The organism is uncultured Microbacterium sp. (assembly GCF_945952435.1).
Taxonomy (GTDB): Bacteria; Actinomycetota; Actinomycetes; order Actinomycetales; family Microbacteriaceae; genus Microbacterium.
The window spans coordinates 46881-64403 of the sequence record NZ_CAMFHZ010000011.1 but is presented as its reverse complement, the minus strand read 5'-3'; the positions used below and the strand labels follow the sequence as shown (position 1 = coordinate 64403).

General features: G+C 70.4%; 14 protein-coding genes. 3 read left to right on the top strand and 11 right to left on the bottom strand.

The features are described from left to right. Positions 1 to 86: 86 nt before the first annotated feature. Both Q0P88_RS07785 and Q0P88_RS07780 read right to left on the bottom strand, forming a co-directional pair. Entirely contained in the window at positions 87 to 1421 is a 1335-nt protein-coding gene (locus tag Q0P88_RS07785; RefSeq protein ID WP_295012807.1) for a class II 3-deoxy-7-phosphoheptulonate synthase, read from the bottom strand. A 38-nt stretch (positions 1422 to 1459) separates the two neighbouring features. Beyond that, positions 1460 to 2158, bottom strand: coding sequence for a 1-acyl-sn-glycerol-3-phosphate acyltransferase (locus tag Q0P88_RS07780; RefSeq protein WP_295012805.1), 699 nt, complete (start codon positions 2156 to 2158; stop codon positions 1460 to 1462). Positions 2159 to 2326: 168 nt separating this feature from the next. On the opposite strand from Q0P88_RS07780, the gene Q0P88_RS07775 reads away from it, so the two are divergent. After that, positions 2327 to 4153, top strand: a complete 1827-nt coding sequence (locus Q0P88_RS07775; protein WP_295012803.1) for a long-chain fatty acid--CoA ligase — start codon at positions 2327 to 2329, stop codon at positions 4151 to 4153. Between the two features lie 79 nt (positions 4154 to 4232). Here the strand turns inward: Q0P88_RS07775 and Q0P88_RS07770 are convergent, their stop codons facing one another. The 3 genes from Q0P88_RS07770 to Q0P88_RS07760 form a co-directional block, all read right to left on the bottom strand. After that, on the bottom strand, positions 4233 to 4724 hold the full coding sequence (locus tag Q0P88_RS07770) for a peptide deformylase (RefSeq protein ID WP_295012801.1): 492 nt from the start codon (positions 4722 to 4724) through the stop codon (positions 4233 to 4235). Next, positions 4724 to 6475, bottom strand: coding sequence for a MinD/ParA family protein (locus Q0P88_RS07765; RefSeq protein ID WP_295012799.1), 1752 nt, complete (start codon positions 6473 to 6475; stop codon positions 4724 to 4726). Before Q0P88_RS07765 ends, Q0P88_RS07770 begins: the two co-directional genes overlap by 1 nt. A gap of 145 nt (positions 6476 to 6620) precedes the next feature. Next, positions 6621 to 10028, bottom strand: coding sequence for a pyruvate carboxylase (locus tag Q0P88_RS07760; RefSeq protein WP_295012797.1), 3408 nt, complete (start codon positions 10026 to 10028; stop codon positions 6621 to 6623). Positions 10029 to 10115: 87 nt separating this feature from the next. On the opposite strand from Q0P88_RS07760, the gene Q0P88_RS07755 reads away from it, so the two are divergent. Then, positions 10116 to 10925, top strand: coding sequence for a ParA family protein (locus Q0P88_RS07755; protein ID WP_295012873.1), 810 nt, complete (start codon positions 10116 to 10118; stop codon positions 10923 to 10925). Positions 10926 to 11088: 163 nt separating this feature from the next. On the opposite strand, the gene Q0P88_RS07750 is transcribed toward Q0P88_RS07755, so the two are convergent. The 3 genes from Q0P88_RS07750 to Q0P88_RS07740 all read right to left on the bottom strand — a co-directional run bounded on the left by Q0P88_RS07750 (position 11089) and on the right by Q0P88_RS07740 (position 12921). Then, entirely contained in the window at positions 11089 to 11634 is a 546-nt protein-coding gene (locus Q0P88_RS07750) for a MerR family transcriptional regulator (RefSeq protein ID WP_295012795.1), read from the bottom strand. Positions 11635 to 11767: 133 nt separating this feature from the next. Next, positions 11768 to 12445 carry a MerR family transcriptional regulator gene (locus tag Q0P88_RS07745; protein WP_295012793.1) on the bottom strand — a complete coding sequence of 226 codons (678 nt, stop codon included), beginning with the start codon at positions 12443 to 12445 and terminating at the stop codon, positions 11768 to 11770. Further along, entirely contained in the window at positions 12445 to 12921 is a 477-nt protein-coding gene (locus Q0P88_RS07740; protein ID WP_295012791.1) for an FHA domain-containing protein, read from the bottom strand. Before Q0P88_RS07740 ends, Q0P88_RS07745 begins: the two co-directional genes overlap by 1 nt. Positions 12922 to 13036: 115 nt before the next feature. On the opposite strand from Q0P88_RS07740, the gene lpdA reads away from it, so the two are divergent. Next, the gene (gene lpdA / locus Q0P88_RS07735) at positions 13037 to 14434 is read left to right on the top strand and encodes a dihydrolipoyl dehydrogenase (protein ID WP_295012789.1); all 1398 of its coding nucleotides are present in this window, start codon (positions 13037 to 13039) and stop codon (positions 14432 to 14434) included. Between the two features lie 75 nt (positions 14435 to 14509). On the opposite strand, the gene Q0P88_RS07730 is transcribed toward lpdA, so the two are convergent. The 3 genes from Q0P88_RS07730 to Q0P88_RS07720 are packed head-to-tail and all read right to left on the bottom strand — an operon-like array spanning position 14510 to position 17514. Continuing rightward, positions 14510 to 15649: an NAD(P)/FAD-dependent oxidoreductase gene (locus Q0P88_RS07730; protein WP_295012787.1), complete on the bottom strand. Its 1140-nt coding sequence runs from the start codon at positions 15647 to 15649 to the stop codon at positions 14510 to 14512. Beyond that, the gene (locus tag Q0P88_RS07725; protein WP_295012785.1) at positions 15636 to 16358 is read right to left on the bottom strand and encodes a methyltransferase domain-containing protein; all 723 of its coding nucleotides are present in this window, start codon (positions 16356 to 16358) and stop codon (positions 15636 to 15638) included. Before Q0P88_RS07725 ends, Q0P88_RS07730 begins: the two co-directional genes overlap by 14 nt. Beyond that, positions 16348 to 17514 (bottom strand): type III polyketide synthase, encoded by a 1167-nt coding sequence (locus tag Q0P88_RS07720; protein WP_295012783.1) that lies wholly within the window; start codon positions 17512 to 17514, stop codon positions 16348 to 16350. Before Q0P88_RS07720 ends, Q0P88_RS07725 begins: the two co-directional genes overlap by 11 nt. Positions 17515 to 17523 lie beyond the last annotated feature (9 nt).

The window sequence follows — 17523 nt, the reverse complement described above, 5'->3', positions numbered from 1 at the left end:
CTCAGACCGCCCTTCCCCGGGACCGATCCGTCAGACGACCCGATCCGTCCCGGACCGATCCTTCCCGACCGGCGCCCGGGGGGGACTCAGCGCTTCTCGAGCTCCTCGGCGACGAGGAAGGCCAGTTCGAGCGACTGCATGTGGTTCAGGCGAGGGTCGCACAGCGACTCGTAGCGGGTCGCGAGAGCCGCCTCGTCGATGTGCTCGGATCCGCCCAGGCACTCCGTGACGTCGTCGCCGGTGAGCTCGACGTGGATTCCGCCGGGGAACGTGCCGACGGCACGGTGCGCCTCGAAGAATCCGCGCACCTCGTCGACCACGTCGTCGAATCGACGGGTCTTGTAGCCGGTCGGCGTCGTGATCCCGTTGCCGTGCATGGGATCCGTGACCCAGAGCGGCTGCGCGCCGGAGTCCTTGACGGCCTCCAGCAGCGGCGGCAGCGCGTCGCGGATCTTGCCCGCGCCCATGCGCGTGATGAACGTGAGGCGTCCCGGTTCGCGGTTCGGGTCGAGCTTGTCGATGAGGGCGAGCGCGGTCTCCGGCGACGTCGTCGGGCCGAGCTTGACCCCGATGGGGTTGCGGATCTTGGCGAAGTAGTCGACGTGCGCGCCGTCGAGTTCACGGGTGCGCTCGCCGATCCACAGGAAGTGCGCCGAGGTGTTGTAGGGCAGCAGCGTGCGCGAGTCGATGCGCGTCATCGGCCGCTCGTAGTCCATCAGCAGGCCCTCATGCCCGGTGAAGAACTCGACCCGGCGCAGCTCGTCGAAGTCGGCTCCCGCCGCCTCCATGAACTTGATCGCACGGTCGATCTCGACCGCCATCCGCTCGTAGCGCTGGTTCGCCGGGTTCTGCGCGAAGCCCCTGTTCCACGAGTGCACCTCGCGCAGATCCGCGAAGCCTCCCTGCGTGAACGCGCGGATGAGGTTCAGGGTCGAGGCGGCCGTGTGGTAGCCCTGCAGAAGCCGACCGGGATCGGCGGTCCTCGAGCCCTCGGTGAAGTCGTACCCGTTCACGATGTCGCCCCGGTACGCCGGGAGCGTCACGTCGCCGCGGGTCTCCGAATCGCTCGATCGCGGCTTGGCGAACTGGCCCGCCATGCGCCCCATCTTGACCACGGGCATCGAGGCGCCGTACGTGAGCACGACCGCCATCTGCAGCACGGTCTTGATCCGATTGCGGATCTGGTCCGCGGTCGCGCCGGCGAACGTCTCGGCGCAGTCGCCGCCCTGCAGGAGGAAGGCCTGGCCCGCGGCCGCACGGGCGAGCCGCTCACGCAGATTGTCGACCTCGCCGGCGAAGACGAGGGGCGGCAGTGCCGCGATCTGCGCCGACACCTCGGCGACACGCTCGGCATCGGGCCACTGGGGCTGCTGCTTGATGGGAAGGGCGCGCCACGAGTCGAGGTCCAGAGGCTGGGGCATCCCCCCATCCTAGGGCGCTGCGGAGGGGTGCGATCGCCTCAGCGGGCCTGTGTGACGGAGGACGCGAGACGCTCCTTCACCGTGGACGCGTAGACGTCCTCGTAGGTCTGCTCCCCCAGGCGTTGCAGGGCGACCATGATCTCGTCGGTGACCGAGCGGAGGATGTAGCGGTCGTTCTCCATGCCCGCGTAGCGCGAGAAGTCCAGCGGCTCCCCGATCACCATCCCGACCCGCATGATCTTCGGGATGCGCTGCCCGGTCGGCATCGCGATGTCGGTGTCGACCATGACGACGGGGATCACGGGGACCTTGGCCTCGAGGGCCATGCGCGCGATGCCGGTGCGTCCCCGGTACAGCTTCCCGTCCGGGCTGCGGGTGCCTTCCGGGTAGATGCCGAGCAGGTCGCCCCTGCCCAGCACCCGCAACCCGGTGTTGAGCGAGGCTTCGGAGGCCTTGCCGCCGGAGCGGTCGATGGGAAGCTGCCCGGTACCCGTCATGAACATGCGCGTCGCCCAGCCCTTGAGGCCCTTGCCCGTGAAGTAGTCGCTCTTGGCGAGGAACGACATCTTCCGGTCCAGCATGAGCGGCAGGAAGATCGAGTCGGAGAAGGACAGGTGGTTGCTCGCCATGATCGCGGGGCCGGTGACCGGCACGTGCGAGCGTCCCACGATCCACGGTCGGAAGATCGCCTTCACCAGGGGGCCGATGGCGATGTGCTTCAGGAACCAGTAGATCATCGCCCGAAGTCTATCCCGAGCCGCGCGCGGGCACGAGGGCACCCACCGATCTGCGACCCAGTTTCATCAATGCTGCGACTGAATCCCACTCCGACGGCTGAGATCCCGCTCACGACGTGGCATAGACTCGCAGGAAGCATGTACCCGTCCGGTACCGAAGGAGTTGCCGTGGTCCAGTTCGAAGTCCCCGCGATCGTCCCCGCCGCCCCCGGGGACAACATCACAGACCTCCTCGAGCAGCGCGTGCGGAAGACCCCGAACCTCGCGCTCTTCTCGGTGCCGGAGGGGGCGGGATGGCGCGACATCACGGCGTCGGAGTTCCACGCGTCCGTCATCGCGCTCGCGAAGGGCTTCGTCGCCGCCGGGATCCAGCCGGGCGAGAAGGTCGGCTTCCTGGCCCGGACGACGTACGAATGGACGCTCGTCGACTTCGCCCTCTTCTACGCGGGCGCCGTGATGGTGCCGATCTACGAGACGAGCTCGCCCTCGCAGATCCAGTGGATCCTCGAGGACTCCGGTGCGATCGCGATCATCATGGAGTCCCCCGAGCACTTCACCCGTTTCGACGAGGTGCGCGGAGACCTGCCGCAGGTGCGCGCGGTGTGGCAGATGCACCTCGGTGCGATCGACCAGCTGATCGCCCAGGGCGCCGACGTGAGCGACGACGAGATCGAGCGCCGCCGCGTGATCGCGAACGGCGACGACATCGCGACGCTCATCTACACCTCGGGATCCACGGGACGCCCCAAGGGCTGCGTCCTCACGCACAGCAACTTCGTCGAGCTGTCGCGCAACGCCGCGGAGTCGCTCGACGACGTCGTCTCCCTCCCCGGCGCCTCCACCGTGCTGTTCATCACGACCGCGCACGTCTTCGCCCGCTTCATCTCGATCCTCGACATCCACGCCGGCGTGCGCACCGGACATCAGCCCGATACGAAGCAGCTGCTCCCGGCGCTCGGATCCTTCAAGCCCACCTTCCTGCTCGCCGTCCCCCGCGTGTTCGAGAAGGTCTACAACTCCGCCGAGCAGAAGGCCGAGGCGGGCGGCAAGGGGAAGATCTTCCGCGCGGCCGCCGCCGTCGCGATCGAGCACTCCCGGCTGAAAGAGGAGGGCGCGAAGATGCCGCTGGGCCTCCGGATCAAGTTCGCGCTCTTCGACCGGCTCGTCTACGCCAAGCTGCGCGAGGCGATGGGCGGGAACGTGCAGTACGCGATCTCCGGATCCGCGCCGCTGGGCGCCCGGCTCGGCCACTTCTTCCACAGTCTCGGCGTGACGATCCTCGAGGGCTACGGCCTCACCGAGACGACCGCTCCGGCGACCGTGAACACGGCACGCAAGTCCAAGATCGGGACCGTGGGGCCTGCGCTCCCCGGCGTCGGTCTGCGCCTCGCCGACGACGGCGAGATCGAGGTCCGCGGCGTGAACGTGTTCAAGGAGTACTGGAACAACCCCGAGGCGACACAGGCCGCCTTCGACGACGGCTGGTTCCGCACCGGAGATCTGGGCTCGTTCGACGACGACGGGTTCCTCACGATCACCGGACGCAAGAAGGAGATCATCGTCACCGCCGGCGGCAAGAACGTGTCGCCCGCGGCGCTGGAGGACCCGATCCGCGCGAACCCGATCGTCGGACAGGTGGTCGTCGTCGGCGACCAGAAGCCGTTCATCTCCGCGCTCGTGACGCTCGACCCGGAGATGCTTCCTTCGTGGCTGAGCAACAACGGCCTGCCCGCCGACATGTCGCTCGCGGACGCCGCGACCAACGAAGCCGTCCGCGGCGAGGTCCAGCGCGCCATCGATGCCGCGAACACCCGGGTGTCCCGTGCGGAGTCGATCCGCAAGTTCACCATCCTGCCGAGCGAGTGGACCGAGGCGAGCGGTCATCTGACGCCCAAGCTCTCCATCAAGCGCAACGTGATCCTGAAGGACTTCGCCCCCCGGATCGCGGAGATCTACAACGAGACGACCGCGACCACGACGGTCCCTCTCGGCTGATCCCTCCCCGCGGAACGAGCGCCGGCCTGCCCCGACGACGTCTCGGGCAGGCCGGCGCTCGTTCACGGAGCGGATCGGGTCAGAACCAGGAGCTCTCCCTGACCTCGCGCATCGCGACCTTGCGGGTCTCCGGCGCGAGCCGGCTGAGGTAGACGCGGCCGTCGAGGTGATCCGTCTCGTGCTGCAGCGCCTGGGCGAGAAGCCCTTCTCCCTCGATCACGACGGGCTCGCCATCGAGGTCGATGCCTTCGACGCGCGCCCAGGGGTAGCGGATCGCGTCATGCCAGAGCCCCGGCACCGAGAGGCATCCCTCCCCGGTCGGGACGGGCTCGCCCCGCACCTCGGTCAGCACCGGGTTGATCACGTATCCGATCCGCCCGTCCACGTTGTAGCTGAAGGCGCGCAACGGGACGCCGATCTGCGGGGCCGCGACGCCCGCGCGGCCCGGCACCTCGACGCTGTCGACGAGATCGGCGATCAGTGCGCGCACCCCGTCGTCGATCGTGTCGATCTCGGCGCACACGGTGCGCAGCACGGGGTCGCCGAAGAGGCGGATCTCGCGCACCGTCATCAGGCGGCCCTCTCGCGCAGACCCTCGACCACGATCGCGGCGAGCTCCCGGGCGGCGTGCCGTGTCTCCGGCTGCAGCGCGGAGTAGGTGATCGCGCTTCCCGCGGCGATCTGCGCGTCATAGGGGATCCGGAGCACGTGCGCGACCCGCGTGCGGAAGTGCGCCTCCAACTCGTCCAGGCGCACCATCGGCGCGCCGGGCGACGACTGGTTCAGAACGACCACCGCCCGTCGCACCTTGTCCGCGTAGCCGTTGGCCTCGAGCCAGGTGAGGGTCTCGGACGCCAGTCGCGCCTCGTCGACGCTCAACCCTGCGACGAGCACGAGCGTGTCGGCGTGGTCGAGCGTCGCCCCCATGACCGCGTGGACGATGCCCGTCCCCGTGTCGGTGAGCACGAGCGAGTAGTAGCGCGCGGCGACCGATGCGACCCGCTCGTAGTCCTCGTCGTTGAACGCCTCGGACACGTGCGGATCCGTGTCGGAGGCCAGCACGTCGAGTCGGGTCCCGTCGCGGGAGACGACCGCGGAGATGTCGTGATAGCCGGTGACCCTGTCATGGATGCGGACCAGGTCGCGCACGGTCTTGCCGTTGGTCCGGGCGATCCGGTCGGCGAGCGTGCCGCGATCGGGGTTCGCGTCGACCGCGATCACCCTGTCCTCCCGCGCGTCGGCCAGGGCCATGCCGAGCAGCGCGGTGACCGCGGTCTTGCCCACGCCGCCCTTGCGGCTGAGCACGGGGACGAACCGGGCGCTGCCGGGAAGCGGCGCCGCGATCCGGGCGTCGAGCGCCTTGCGCTCCTTGGCCCTCCTGCCGTCGCCGAGGTTGATCCGGCGGCCCGACACCGTGTAGAGCAGATGGCTCCACAGCCCCTCGGGCTCCGGTCGGGTGAGCTGATGCGGGTCGAGCAGCCGGTCCGCGGTGAGCAGGTCCGCGCTCTCCCGATCCCGGTCACCGAACTGGTCGAGGCGCCGCGAGGCGAGGGCGCTCTCGACGGCGGGGATCGCGTCTTCTGTCACGGGGTCCTCCTCGATAGGAACGGATGCGGTGAGCTGCACGGTCCCGGTCGCCGCGGGCGCAGGATCACGCAGAGCGATGACCGGCATCGGCGCGGGCGGGGTCGTGTCGTCCTCGTCGACGATCTGCGCCTCGGCCTCCGCCTCTGCGGCGGGCGCGGCCTGATCGCCCTCGACCGCACCGGATCCCGGCACGTCCTCTGCGAGCCCGGACATCCTCGCCGCGTCCTCCGGGCGGGTCGTCGGGGCAGAGGGAACCACGATCACGTCCTCGGATGCGACCTCGTCCGCCTCGACGGGCGAATGCGCCACCGTCTCGACGAACGCCTCCTCGGCGTCGTCGGCCGTGTCGCGCTCCACCGACTCCTCCGCCGGATCCTCGACCTCCGCCGGATCCTCTTCCGCCGGATCCTCGACGAGCTCGGCGACCACGACGAGATCGGCGGGGAGCTCGATGACGATGTCCCCTCCGTCGTGGATCCGCCCGATCCCATCGTCCATCGGAACGGAGGCGGCCGGATCCGCGTCCAGCACGAGGGGCTCATGCGCCTCCCCCTCGACGACGTCGTCGTCGACGAGATCGTCGTCCTCGTCGCGCGGCGGCAACGAGACCGTGACCTGCGCGGTCGCGTCGCCGAGAAGTCCGATCCCTGCCGCGTCGATCGTCGCGGGGGCGTCCAGGACGCCGAGCGTCTCCTCGTCCTCCTCGGGATGCGGGTGTCGTCTGTCAGTGTTCATGATGCCTCTCACGGGCCCGCTCCCCAGTGCGCGGTGCCCCGGACAAGGGTAGTCCACGGGGCGGAGGCCGCGCGGCGCCCCTGTTCCCGGGCGCCCTGTTCCCGGGAACCCTGTCCCCCCGGGACCTGTTCCCGCGGGACGTCGCTCAGCGCACGGGACGGATCACGACCAGCAGGTCGCCGGCGTCCACCTGCTGGGTCGCGCCGATCGCGAGCCGCTCCACGACGCCGGCGACGGGCGCGGTGATCGCGGCCTCCATCTTCATGGCCTCGATCGACGCGATCGGCGCACCGGCCGCGACCTCGGCGCCGACCTCCGTCTTCAGCGTCACCACACCGGAGAACGGCGCCGCCACCTGACCGAGCACGGTCGCGTCGGCCTTCTCCGCGTCGTGGACGTCGACCGAGACGGACGTGTCGCGCACCCCGACGGGCCGGAGCTGCCCGTTGAGCGTCGTCATGACCGATCGGATGCCCTTCTCGTCCGGGTCGCCGATCGCCTCGAGGCCGACGTAGAGCTGGACGCCCTTGTCGATCTCGACGAGATGCTCCTGACCCGGCACGAGGCCGTAGAGGTAGTCGGCGGTGTCGAGCACGGACAGATCCCCGTACTGTTCGCGGACCTGCTCGAACTCCCGGGTCGGCCCGGGGAACAGCAGACGGTTGAGCGTCGCGCGCCGCGTGGGCGCATCGCCGGCGAGCCCGTGCTCGTCCTCGGAGGAGATCTCCGTGACGCCGACGCGGACCGTGCGGCCGGCCAGCACCTGGGAGCGGAACGGCTCCGGCCAGCCTCCGGGCAGATCGCCCAGCTCCCCCGCCATGAAGCCGATCACCGAGTCGGGGATGTCGTAGGTCTCCGGGTTCCGCGCGAAGTCGTCCGGATCCGCGCGGACGGCCGCGAGGTGCAGCGCGAGGTCGCCGACGACCTTCGACGAGGGCGTGACCTTGGGGACTCGCCCGAGGATCCTGTTCGCGGCCGCGTACATGTCCTCGATGAGCTCGAAGTCGTCCGCGAGCCCGAGCGCCTTCGCCTGCTGACGCAGATTCGACAGCTGGCCGCCCGGGATCTCGTGGTGGTAGACCCGGCCGGTCGGTCCGGGAAGGCCGGACTCGAACGGCGCGTACACCTTCCGCACCGCCTCCCAGTACGGCTCGAGGTCGTTCACCGCGGCGAGGGACAGCCCCGTGTCCTGCTCCGTGTGCGCGAGTGCGGCGACGAGGGCGGACAGCGAGGGCTGGCTGGTGGTGCCGGACAGCGGCGCAGACGCGGCATCGACCGCGTCGACGCCGGCGGCGCTCGCGGCCAGGAGCGTCGCGAGCTGGCCGCCGGGGGTGTCGTGCGTGTGCAGGTGCACGGGAAGGTCGAAGCGTTCGCGCAGCGCGGTGACGAGTCTGGCGGCCGCGGCCGGGCGGAGGAGTCCTGCCATGTCCTTGATCGCGAGGACGTGCGCGCCTGCGTCGACGATCTGCTCCGCGAGACGCAGGTAGTAGTCGAGCGTGTAGAGGTCCTCGGCCGGATCGAGCAGGTCCCCCGTGTAGCAGAGCGCGACCTCGGCGACCGCCGTCCCCGTCGCGCGGACGGCGTCGATCGCCGGGCGCATCTGGGCGACGTCGTTGAGCGCGTCGAAGATGCGGAAGATGTCGATGCCGCTCGTCGCCGCCTCCTGCACGAACGCCTCGGTCACCGCGGTGGGGTACGGCGTGTAGCCCACCGTGTTCCGTCCGCGCAGGAGCATCTGGATCGCGATGTTCGGAAGCGCGGCACGGAGCTTGTCGAGACGCTCCCAGGGATCCTCGCCGAGGAAGCGGAGGGCGACGTCGTAGGTCGCGCCGCCCCACGCCTCGACACTGAGGAGCTCGGGGGTGAGTCGCGCGAGGGAGGGCGCCACGGCGACGAGGTCCCGCGTGCGCACGCGGGTCGCGAGCAGCGACTGATGCGCGTCCCGGAAGGTCGTGTCGGTGACGGCGAGATCCTTCCGTCCACGCAGGTCCGCGGCGAAGCGCTCGGGGCCGAGTGCGAGCAGACGCTGGCGCGATCCGGGCCGCGGCGGCCGGTCGAGATCGACGGCGGGCAGTTTCGTCCGGGGGTCGGCATGACCCGGGCGCTCGCCGTTCGGCCTGTTCACCGTGACGTCGACGAGCCAGTTCAGGATCTTCGACCCGCGATCCTTCGACACCCGGCCCACGAGCAGCTCGGGGCGCTCGTCGATGAACGAGGTGCTCAGGTCGCCGGCGAGGAACGCCGGATCCTCGAGCAGCGCCTGCAGGAACGGGATGTTCGTGGAGACGCCGCGGATCCGGAACTCGGCGAGCGCGCGGCGAGCGCGGGCGACGGCCGCCGGGAAGTCGCGTCCGCGACAGGTGAGCTTGGCGAGCATCGAGTCGAAGTGCGGGCTGATCTGGGCGCCCTGGTGCACGGTCCCGCCGTCGAGCCGGATGCCGGCGCCGCCCGGGGAGCGATAGGTCGTGATCTTCCCCGTGTCGGGGCGGAACCCCTGGGTCGGATCCTCGGTGGTGATCCGGCACTGCAGGGCGGCGCCGCGCTGATGGATCTCGTCCTGACGCAGCCCGAGACCGGCGAGGGTGCCGCCTGCCGCGATCCGGATCTGGGTCTGCACGAGGTCGACGTCGGTGATCTCCTCCGTCACGGTGTGCTCGACCTGGATGCGCGGGTTCATCTCGATGAAGACGACCTCGCCGGCCCGCTCCCCCGCGGTCTCCAGCAGGAACTCCACGGTCCCCGCGTTGACGTAGCCGATCGAGCGGGCGAACGCGACGGCATGGGCGTGCAGCGCCCCACGCACGCCGTCGTCGAGGTGGGGAGCCGGAGCGATCTCGACGACCTTCTGGTGCCGGCGCTGCACCGAGCAGTCGCGTTCGAAGAGGTGCACGGTCTCGCCCGTCGTGTCGGCGACGATCTGCACCTCGATGTGCCGTGGCCGCAGCACGGCCTGTTCGAGGAACATCCGCGGATCCCCGAAGGCGCTGTCCGCCTCGCGCATCGCCTCGGCCAGCGCGCCGCGCAGCTCCTCCCGGGTCTCGACCCGGCGCATGCCTCGTCCGCCGCCCCCCGCGACTGCCTTGGCGAACAGGGGGAACCCGATCCGCTCGGCCTCCGCCACGAGCTCCTCCACCTCGGCCGAGGCCTCGGTCGAGCGCAGCACGGGAACTCCGGCCTCGATCGCGTGCCGCTTCGCCTCGACCTTGTTCCCCGCCATCTCCAGCACGTGCGCCGGCGGCCCGATGAAGGCGATGCCGTTCGCCGCGGCCTTCTCCGCGAGTTCGGGGTTCTCGGAGAGGAAGCCGTATCCCGGGTAGATGGCATCGGCGCCGCACTCCCGGGCCACGCGGATGATCTCGTCCACGTCGAGATACGCACGGACGGGATGTCCCCGCTCGCCGATCTCATAGGCCTCGTCGGCCTTGAGCCGGTGCAGCGAGCCCCGGTCCTCCCAGGGGAACACGGCGACCGTGCGCGCACCCACCTCGAAAGCGGCACGGAACGCGCGGATGGCGATCTCTCCGCGATTGGCGACAAGGATCTTCTGAAACATGGGGCACACCTCGAACACGGGGGCGCGGGTTGGGCGCATCGGGGGGCTGAGTGTTTCCTCAGCCTAGAGGAAGGTAACGTGGTGTCCGTGCACGTACTCAGCGTCAGTTCCCTCAAGGGCGGTGTCGGCAAGACCACCGTGACCCTCGGCCTCGCCTCGGCGGCTTTCGCACGCGGCATCCGCACTCTCGTGGTCGATCTCGATCCTCAGTCGGACGTCTCCACGGGAATGGACATCCAGGTGGCCGGCCGGCTGAACGTCGCCGACGTCCTCGCGAACCCCAAGGAGAAGGTGGTCCGTCAGGCCATCACCTCCAGCGGCTGGGCGAAGGTGCACCCCGGAACGATCGACGTGCTCATCGGAAGCCCGTCCGCGATCAACTTCGATGGACCCCATCCGAGCGTCCGCGACGTGTGGAAGCTGGAGGAGGCGCTCGCCGCCGTCGAGGCCGACTACGACCTCGTCCTCATCGACTGCGCCCCGTCGCTGAACGCGCTCACCCGCACCGCCTGGGCCGCGAGCGATCGCGTCATGGTCGTGACCGAGCCCGGACTGTTCTCCGTCGCGGCCGCCGACCGCGCGCTGCGCGCGATCGAGGAGATCCGTCGCGGTCTCTCCCCCCGTCTGCAGCCCCTCGGCATCGTGGTGAATCGGGTGCGCCCGCAGTCGATCGAGCACCAGTTCCGCATCAAGGAGCTCCGCGACATGTTCGGCCCGCTCGTGCTCAGCCCGCAGCTCCCCGAGCGCACGTCCCTGCAGCAGGCCCAGGGCGCCGCGAAGCCGCTGCACATCTGGCCCGGCGACTCCGCGCAGGAGCTCGCCGCCGACTTCGACACGCTGCTCGACCGGGTGATCCGCACCGGCCGAATCCCGCTGCCCGACGACCCCCGCGCCTGATCCGGTCGTCCGACCCTCCGGGGACGTCGAACGAAGACGCCGCTGGGCGTCCGTCCCTCCGGAGGGGTCGAACGAGGACCCCCGTGCACGTCCGACCCCTCCGGGGTCGTTGAGCGAGGACGCCGAAGGCGCCCGAGACGAAACGCGTCCCCCAGGCCTCGCCTCAGGCGGTGCGCCGCGCCCGCCGCGCCGCGAGGTCGTCCATCGGATCCGGGGTCATCGCGTCGAACTCGACGAGAGTCGCCTCGACCTCGTGGAACACCTTCCCCACCGCGATGCCGAAGACCCCCTGTCCCCGGCTGAGGAGGTCGATGACCTCGTCATTCGAGGTGCACAGGTACACCGAGGCTCCGTCGCTCATCAGCGTCGTCCCGGCGAGATCGCGGATCCCGGCGGCGCGGAGCTGGTCGACCGCCGTCCGGATCTGCTGCAGGGAGATGCCGGTGTTCAGGAGCTCTTTGACGAGCTTGAGCACCAGGATGTCGCGGAAGCCGTAGAGACGCTGCGATCCGGATCCGCTCGCGCCGCGGACCGTGGGGACGACGAGCTCGGTGCGCGCCCAGTAGTCCAGCTGGCGGTAGGTGATGCCGGCGGCGCGGGCGGCCACCGCACCGCGGTAGCCCACCTCGTCGTCCATCGCCGGGAGACCGTCGGTGAAGAGGAGATCGTCCCCGAACGACGGTGCGTCGCCCCGTTCCTCGGCGCTCATGCCATCTCCTCCTGTTGTGCGTTGCAGCGTTCCTTCAACCAGTGCGTGAAGGTCGGTAGCTCCACGGTAGAACAGCACCCCATCCTCGACAACGACATCGGGCCTCTGGCGAAGGTGTGTCGCAACCCGTTCGTTACGACAGCAGTCGGCCGATCCCGTCCTTGACGAGCAGGGAGCGCACCTCGTCCAGTCGCGACGCGAGCTCGGGGGCCACTTCGCTCGCCCTGGCACGCGACGGGGTGTCGGTGCGGCGCAGCAGCGCCGACAGCGCGGACTGGACCAGCGCGATGTCGCGCTCGGCGCTCTGGCGCAGGGGCCGCAGGTGCCGCGGGCCGATGCCGTGCCCGTCGAGCGCGGCCAGGGCGCGCAGCAGGGACACGGCCGATTCGGGGTACGTCTCGGCGGCCGGCAGCATGCCGCTGGACACGGCGTCGCTCAAGAGGGCGGCCGTCGCGCCCGAGGCCGCGAGGAGCTCGTCACGGCGGTAGCGCCGGGGACCGGCGACGATCGAGGCCGGCAGCTCCGCAGCGGATCCCGAGGCGTCGAGCGCCTGCAGATGCTCACGGATGACCTTGAGCGGCAGGTACTGATCGCGCTGCAGGGTGAGGGCGACCCGGATCCTCTCCAGGTCGGCGGGCGAGAACTTGCGGTAGCCGCTGGCCGTGCGGACCGGTGTGACGATCCCCTTCTCCTCGAGGAAGCGCAGTTTGGAGGCGCGCACATCGGGGAACTCCGGCGTGAGGCGCGCGAGCACCTGGCCGATGCTCAGCAGCCCGGAGGGGGCGGATCGCTCGGCGGCCGCGGCCGCCATCAGGCGGTCGCCTGGGCGAGGTCCGCCGGCGAGGCGAAGAAGTTCAACCGGAACTTCCCGACCCGGACCTCGAAGCCGTTGTCGAGCTCGCTGCGGTCGACGCGCTCGCCGTTCACGTAGGTGCCGTTGAGCGACCGCTGGTCGACGATCTCGAACGCCGTGCCGGTGCGGATGATCTCCGCATGCCGACGGGAGACGGTCACGTCGTCGAAGAAGATGTCCGCCTCGGGGTGGCGCCCCACCGTCGTGACGGCGGTGTCGAGCAGGTAGCGGGCTCCGGCCAGCGCACCCGAGCGCACCAGCAGCAGCGCAGAACCCGACGGGAGAGCCGCGATGGCCGCCTGCTCGACGTCGGTCAGATCCGCGCCGAACGGGACGAAGGACAGATCCGAGTCGTGCCCGAACGTCTGCGTCGTGTCATGGGCGGGTTCGCCGCCTCGGCGAACCGCGCCGTCGGGAACGTCGTTCTCACTCACTGTGCACCCCTCCTCCTGGCGTTCCAGACTATCCGATGGCGCGGGGCGTCGGGAGCCGGATCCGGGGCCGGATGCGCCGCCCGGCCACGGTCTGCCGGGCGATAGGCTGGGAGGCATGCCACATTACGATGTCGTCGTCCTCGGTGCAGGTCCTGGCGGTTACGTCGCCGCCGTCCGCAGCGCGCAGCTGGGCCTGTCCACCGCCATCATCGAGGAGAAGTACTGGGGCGGTGTCTGCCTCAACGTGGGGTGCATCCCCTCCAAGGCGCTCCTGAAGAACGCGGAGCTCGCGCACACGCTGAACCACAAGGCCGACTTCTTCGGGATCTCCGGCGAGTTCACGATGGACTACGGCAAGGCCTTCGACCGCTCGCGCGTCGTCGCGGACGGCCGCGTCAAGGGCATCCACTTCCTCATGAAGAAGAACAAGGTCACCGAGTACGACGGTCGCGGCACCTTCACGGGCCCGAAGGCGATCACCGTGACCAAGGCGGACGGTTCGACGGAGGAGGTCACGTTCGACAACGTCATCATCGCGACCGGATCCACGGTCCGTCTCCTCCCCGGCGTCCAGCTCAGCGACAACGTCGTCACGTACGAGGAGCAGATCCTCTCCCGCGATCTGCCCACCTCCATCGTCATCGTCGGCGCCGGCGCGATCGGCATGGAATTCGCCTACGTCATGACGAACTACGGCGTCAAGGTGACCATCATCGAGTTCCTCGACCGTGCGCTGCCGAACGAGGACGCGGACGTGTCGAAGGAGATCCAGAAGCAGTACAAGCAGTACGGCGTCGACATCCTCACCTCGACCAAGGTCGAATCCGTCGTCGACAACGGCGACGCCGTGACCGTCACCTACACCGGCAAGGACGGCCAGCAGGGCTCGATCACCGCCGACAAGGTGCTCATGTCGGTCGGCTTCGCGCCGAACGTGGACGGCTTCGGACTCGACAAGACGGGCGTGAAGCTCACCGAGCGCGGCGCCATCGACATCGACGACCACATGCGCACCAACGTCGAGGGCATCTACGCGATCGGCGACGTCACGGCCAAGCTCCAGCTCGCGCACGTCGCGGAGGCGCAGGCGGTCGTGGCCGCCGAGACCATCGGCAAGGCGGAGACCATGACGCTCGGCGACTACCGGATGATGCCGCGTGCCACCTTCTGCTCCCCCCAGGTCGCCTCCTTCGGTCTCACCGAACAGCAGGCGAAGGACGAGGGACGCGAGATCAAAGTTGCGACGTTCCCATTCATGGCCAACGGCAAGGCGCACGGTCTGGGCGAGCCCGTCGGCTTCGTCAAGCTCATCGCCGACGCCGAACACCTCGAGCTCATCGGCGCGCACATGATCGGCCCCGATGTCTCGGAGCTCCTGCCCGAGCTCACGCTCGCACAGAAGTGGGACCTCACGGCGCTCGAGCTCGCGCGCAACGTCCACACGCATCCGACGCTCTCGGAGGCTTTGCAGGAGGGCTTCCACGGCCTCGCCGGGCACATGATCAACTTCTGATCCGCCCGGCTGCACGAGGGCCCGGTCGCGCACCCGCGCGCCGGGCCCTCGTGCGTCTGCGCTCGAAGCCGCGGATCAGACGCCGCGCATCGTGACGAGCCCCGCGGCCCAGTCCCGCAGGGCGTCGGATCCGAGAGCGCGGATCAGGGCCTCCCTCCCGTGCAGCACGATCCCGTCGGCGGGCGCCCCCATCGCCATGTAGAAGGCGCTCCTGCGCTGGGCGTCGCGGGCGGAGCGGAGCGTCCGGCGGGCATAGTCGCGCAAGTCGGCATCGCCCCGATCCAGACCGGCCCGCAGCGCTCGCGCGAGGCGCCCCGCGTCGACCCACCCCAGGTTCATCCCCTGGCCGCCGATCGGGCTGATCTCGTGCGCCGCGTCGCCGAGCAGCGCCACCCGACCGCGGACCACCGCGCCCGCCAGGTGCTGTGCGGCGACGAAGGAGACCGGCTCGACGTCGGCCCCGAAGGGCGGATCCTCGCCGATCCTGGCCGCGATCTCCGCGCGGAAACGATCGCCGGGCATCGCCCCCGCGTCACGTCCCCGCCGCAGCACCCATCGGCGTCGGCCTCCCGGCAGGGGGAAGACCTCGACGAGGCCGTCCGGCCCGCAGTGCAGCACTGCCTGCGAGCCCGGATCCGGATCCGGCACGTCCGCCATCGCATAGCCCGACCGGCCCGCGCGGCGACGCCAGCCGAGACCGAGCTCGCCCCTGAGTCCGCTGCGCACCCCGTCCGCGACGACGGCGAACGCGGCGGTGAGCTCGCGCCGCCGATGACCGTCGTCCACGCGAATCCGCACGAAGCGTCCTTCGTCCCGGACGGCGCGCACGGTGCAGCCTCCGTGCAGCGCCGTCGGAGACAGCTCCGCCAGACGATCCAGGAGCAGAGCGTGCGTGCGCTGCTGCGGCAGCACGAGCACGGGGCGCTCGGGCGGGAACGCGAGAGCGGCGAGCACACGACCGCGGCTGCGCACCTCCCCTCCGGACAGCGTCAGCGCCTCCGTTCGAACGGCCGTGCCCACACCGGCCTCCGCGAGCTCGCGCAGTCCCGGGGGATGGATCCCGATGGCCCTGCTGCGAGGGTCGACGGCGTCCCTGCGCTCGCAGACCACGGTGTCGACCCCCTCTTGCGCGAGCAGGCACGCGAGCAGCAGACCGACGGGCCCTGCCCCGATGACCACCACGTCGTGGTCGAGGACGGGATCAGTGATCGCCATCGTCGCGTTCCCACCGCAGTTCCAGCCGGGCGGGGAAGCCGCGCCGGACGGACCAGCCCGGCTGCGCGGCCGCGGAGAGCTCGGCCGCGGTGTAGGAGCGCCGGATGCTCGTCAGGCCGTCGGGACGGATGAACGATCCGCGCAGCAGCGTGCCGGCGAAAGGGAGGGTCGCCGCGGCGAAGGCCGCGTAGGCCAGGCGGCTGCGCGCGATGTCGTGATGTGCGACGAGCCCGCCCGGTGCGACCAGCCGCCGCGTATCCGCCAGGAACCGGCGCAGCTCCGCCTCGCCGAGATGGTGCAGCAGATGGTTCGAGAGCACGATGTCGAAGCCCTCCCCGCCCGCGACGAGCTCCGAGACCGGCGCGCAGCGGTAGACGACGCCTGCACCGTCGTCGTGCGCGCGCGCCCAGGCCACCGCCCGGGGATCCAGATCGAGCGCGGTGACGTCCGCGTCGACGCCGTCCCGACGCAGTCGCCCGGTGAGCGCCCGGCAGAGGTCGCCGCCGCCGGCACCGACGTCGAGGACGCGGATCCTCCGTCGACGGGCTCTCGGACGCACGTCCCGGCGGTACACGGCGCCGGGACGGGACACGATCGCGTTCACGAGGCGGAAGCGCTCGTAGGTGCGCTCCAGCATCGCCGGGTCCGCGTCCGCCGCGTCCATGAGCTCGCGTTCGGCCGTGGCGCGCGCCCGGAGGTCAGGGCGCATCCGCGTCGACGACCGTCATCAGCGCGCTCTCCGCGGTGAGTCCCGGCCCGAAGGCCATCGCCGAAACGCGATCGCCCACGGCCGCCCCGCCGCCCTCACGCGTGCCCTCGAGGATCCGGCGCAGCACGAAGAGCACCGTCGCGCTGGACATGTTCCCGTTCTCCCTCAGCGTCTCGCGCGCGGGGTCCAGTTGCAGCGCGCTGAGTCCGAGCCGCTCCTGCACCCGGTCGAGGATGCTGCGGCCTCCGGGATGGATCGCCCAGTGCCGCACGGCGGATCCGATCGTGCCGTCCTCGAACGCCTCGGCGAAGTCGGCCGCGTACAGAGGGCGCAGGGCCTCGTGGATCGTCTCGCCGATGATCTGCGGCACCGCCGTGGAGAGCACCATCTCGAAACCGTGGTCGCCGATGGTCCAGGCCATGTCCTGCTCGCCCTGCGGCGCGATCGCCGTATGGAACCGGTCCAGACGCAGCCCCCGCACGCCGTCGGCGAGAGGACGGGCGGTGACGATCCCCGCCGCCGCGCCATCGGCGAACAGGGAGGAGGCGACGATGACGTCGGGATCCTCGGAGGAGCGCAGGTGCAGTGTGCACAGCTCGACGCTGACGACGAGCACCACGGCCTCCGGATCCGCGGCGCAGAACTGGGCGGCCGCACGCAGCGCCGGCATCGAGGCGTAGCAGCCCATGAAGCCGAGGTGGTAGCGCTGCACCGACTCGGCCAGCCCGAGCTCCCGCACGATCTCGTACTCGGGACCGGGCGCGTGGAATCCCGTGCAGGAGACCGTGACGACGTGCGTGACGTCCTCGGATCCGAGGGAGGGATCCGCGTCGAGCGCGGCCCGTGCGGCGTCGACGAAGAGACGCCGCGCCTCGCGCGTGTAGAGATCGTTGCGAGCCTTCGTGCCCGGGGAGAGCAGCAGCCCGGACCCGCGATCGAAGAACATCGGCTCGTCGACGTCCGCGGTCGAGGAGAGCTCTTCGATCACGGTGCGCCGGGTGTCGATCCCGGATCCGTCGAACGAGGCGGTCACGATCCTCTTCGCGAGCCGCCCCAACCCCGGCTGCGCGGCGAAGACGTCGCGCACCTCGTCCTGGTGCAGGATCGTGTCCGGCACCGTCGTCCGCAGGGACCTCAGCACGGCGGGGCTGCTCATGGGGCCATG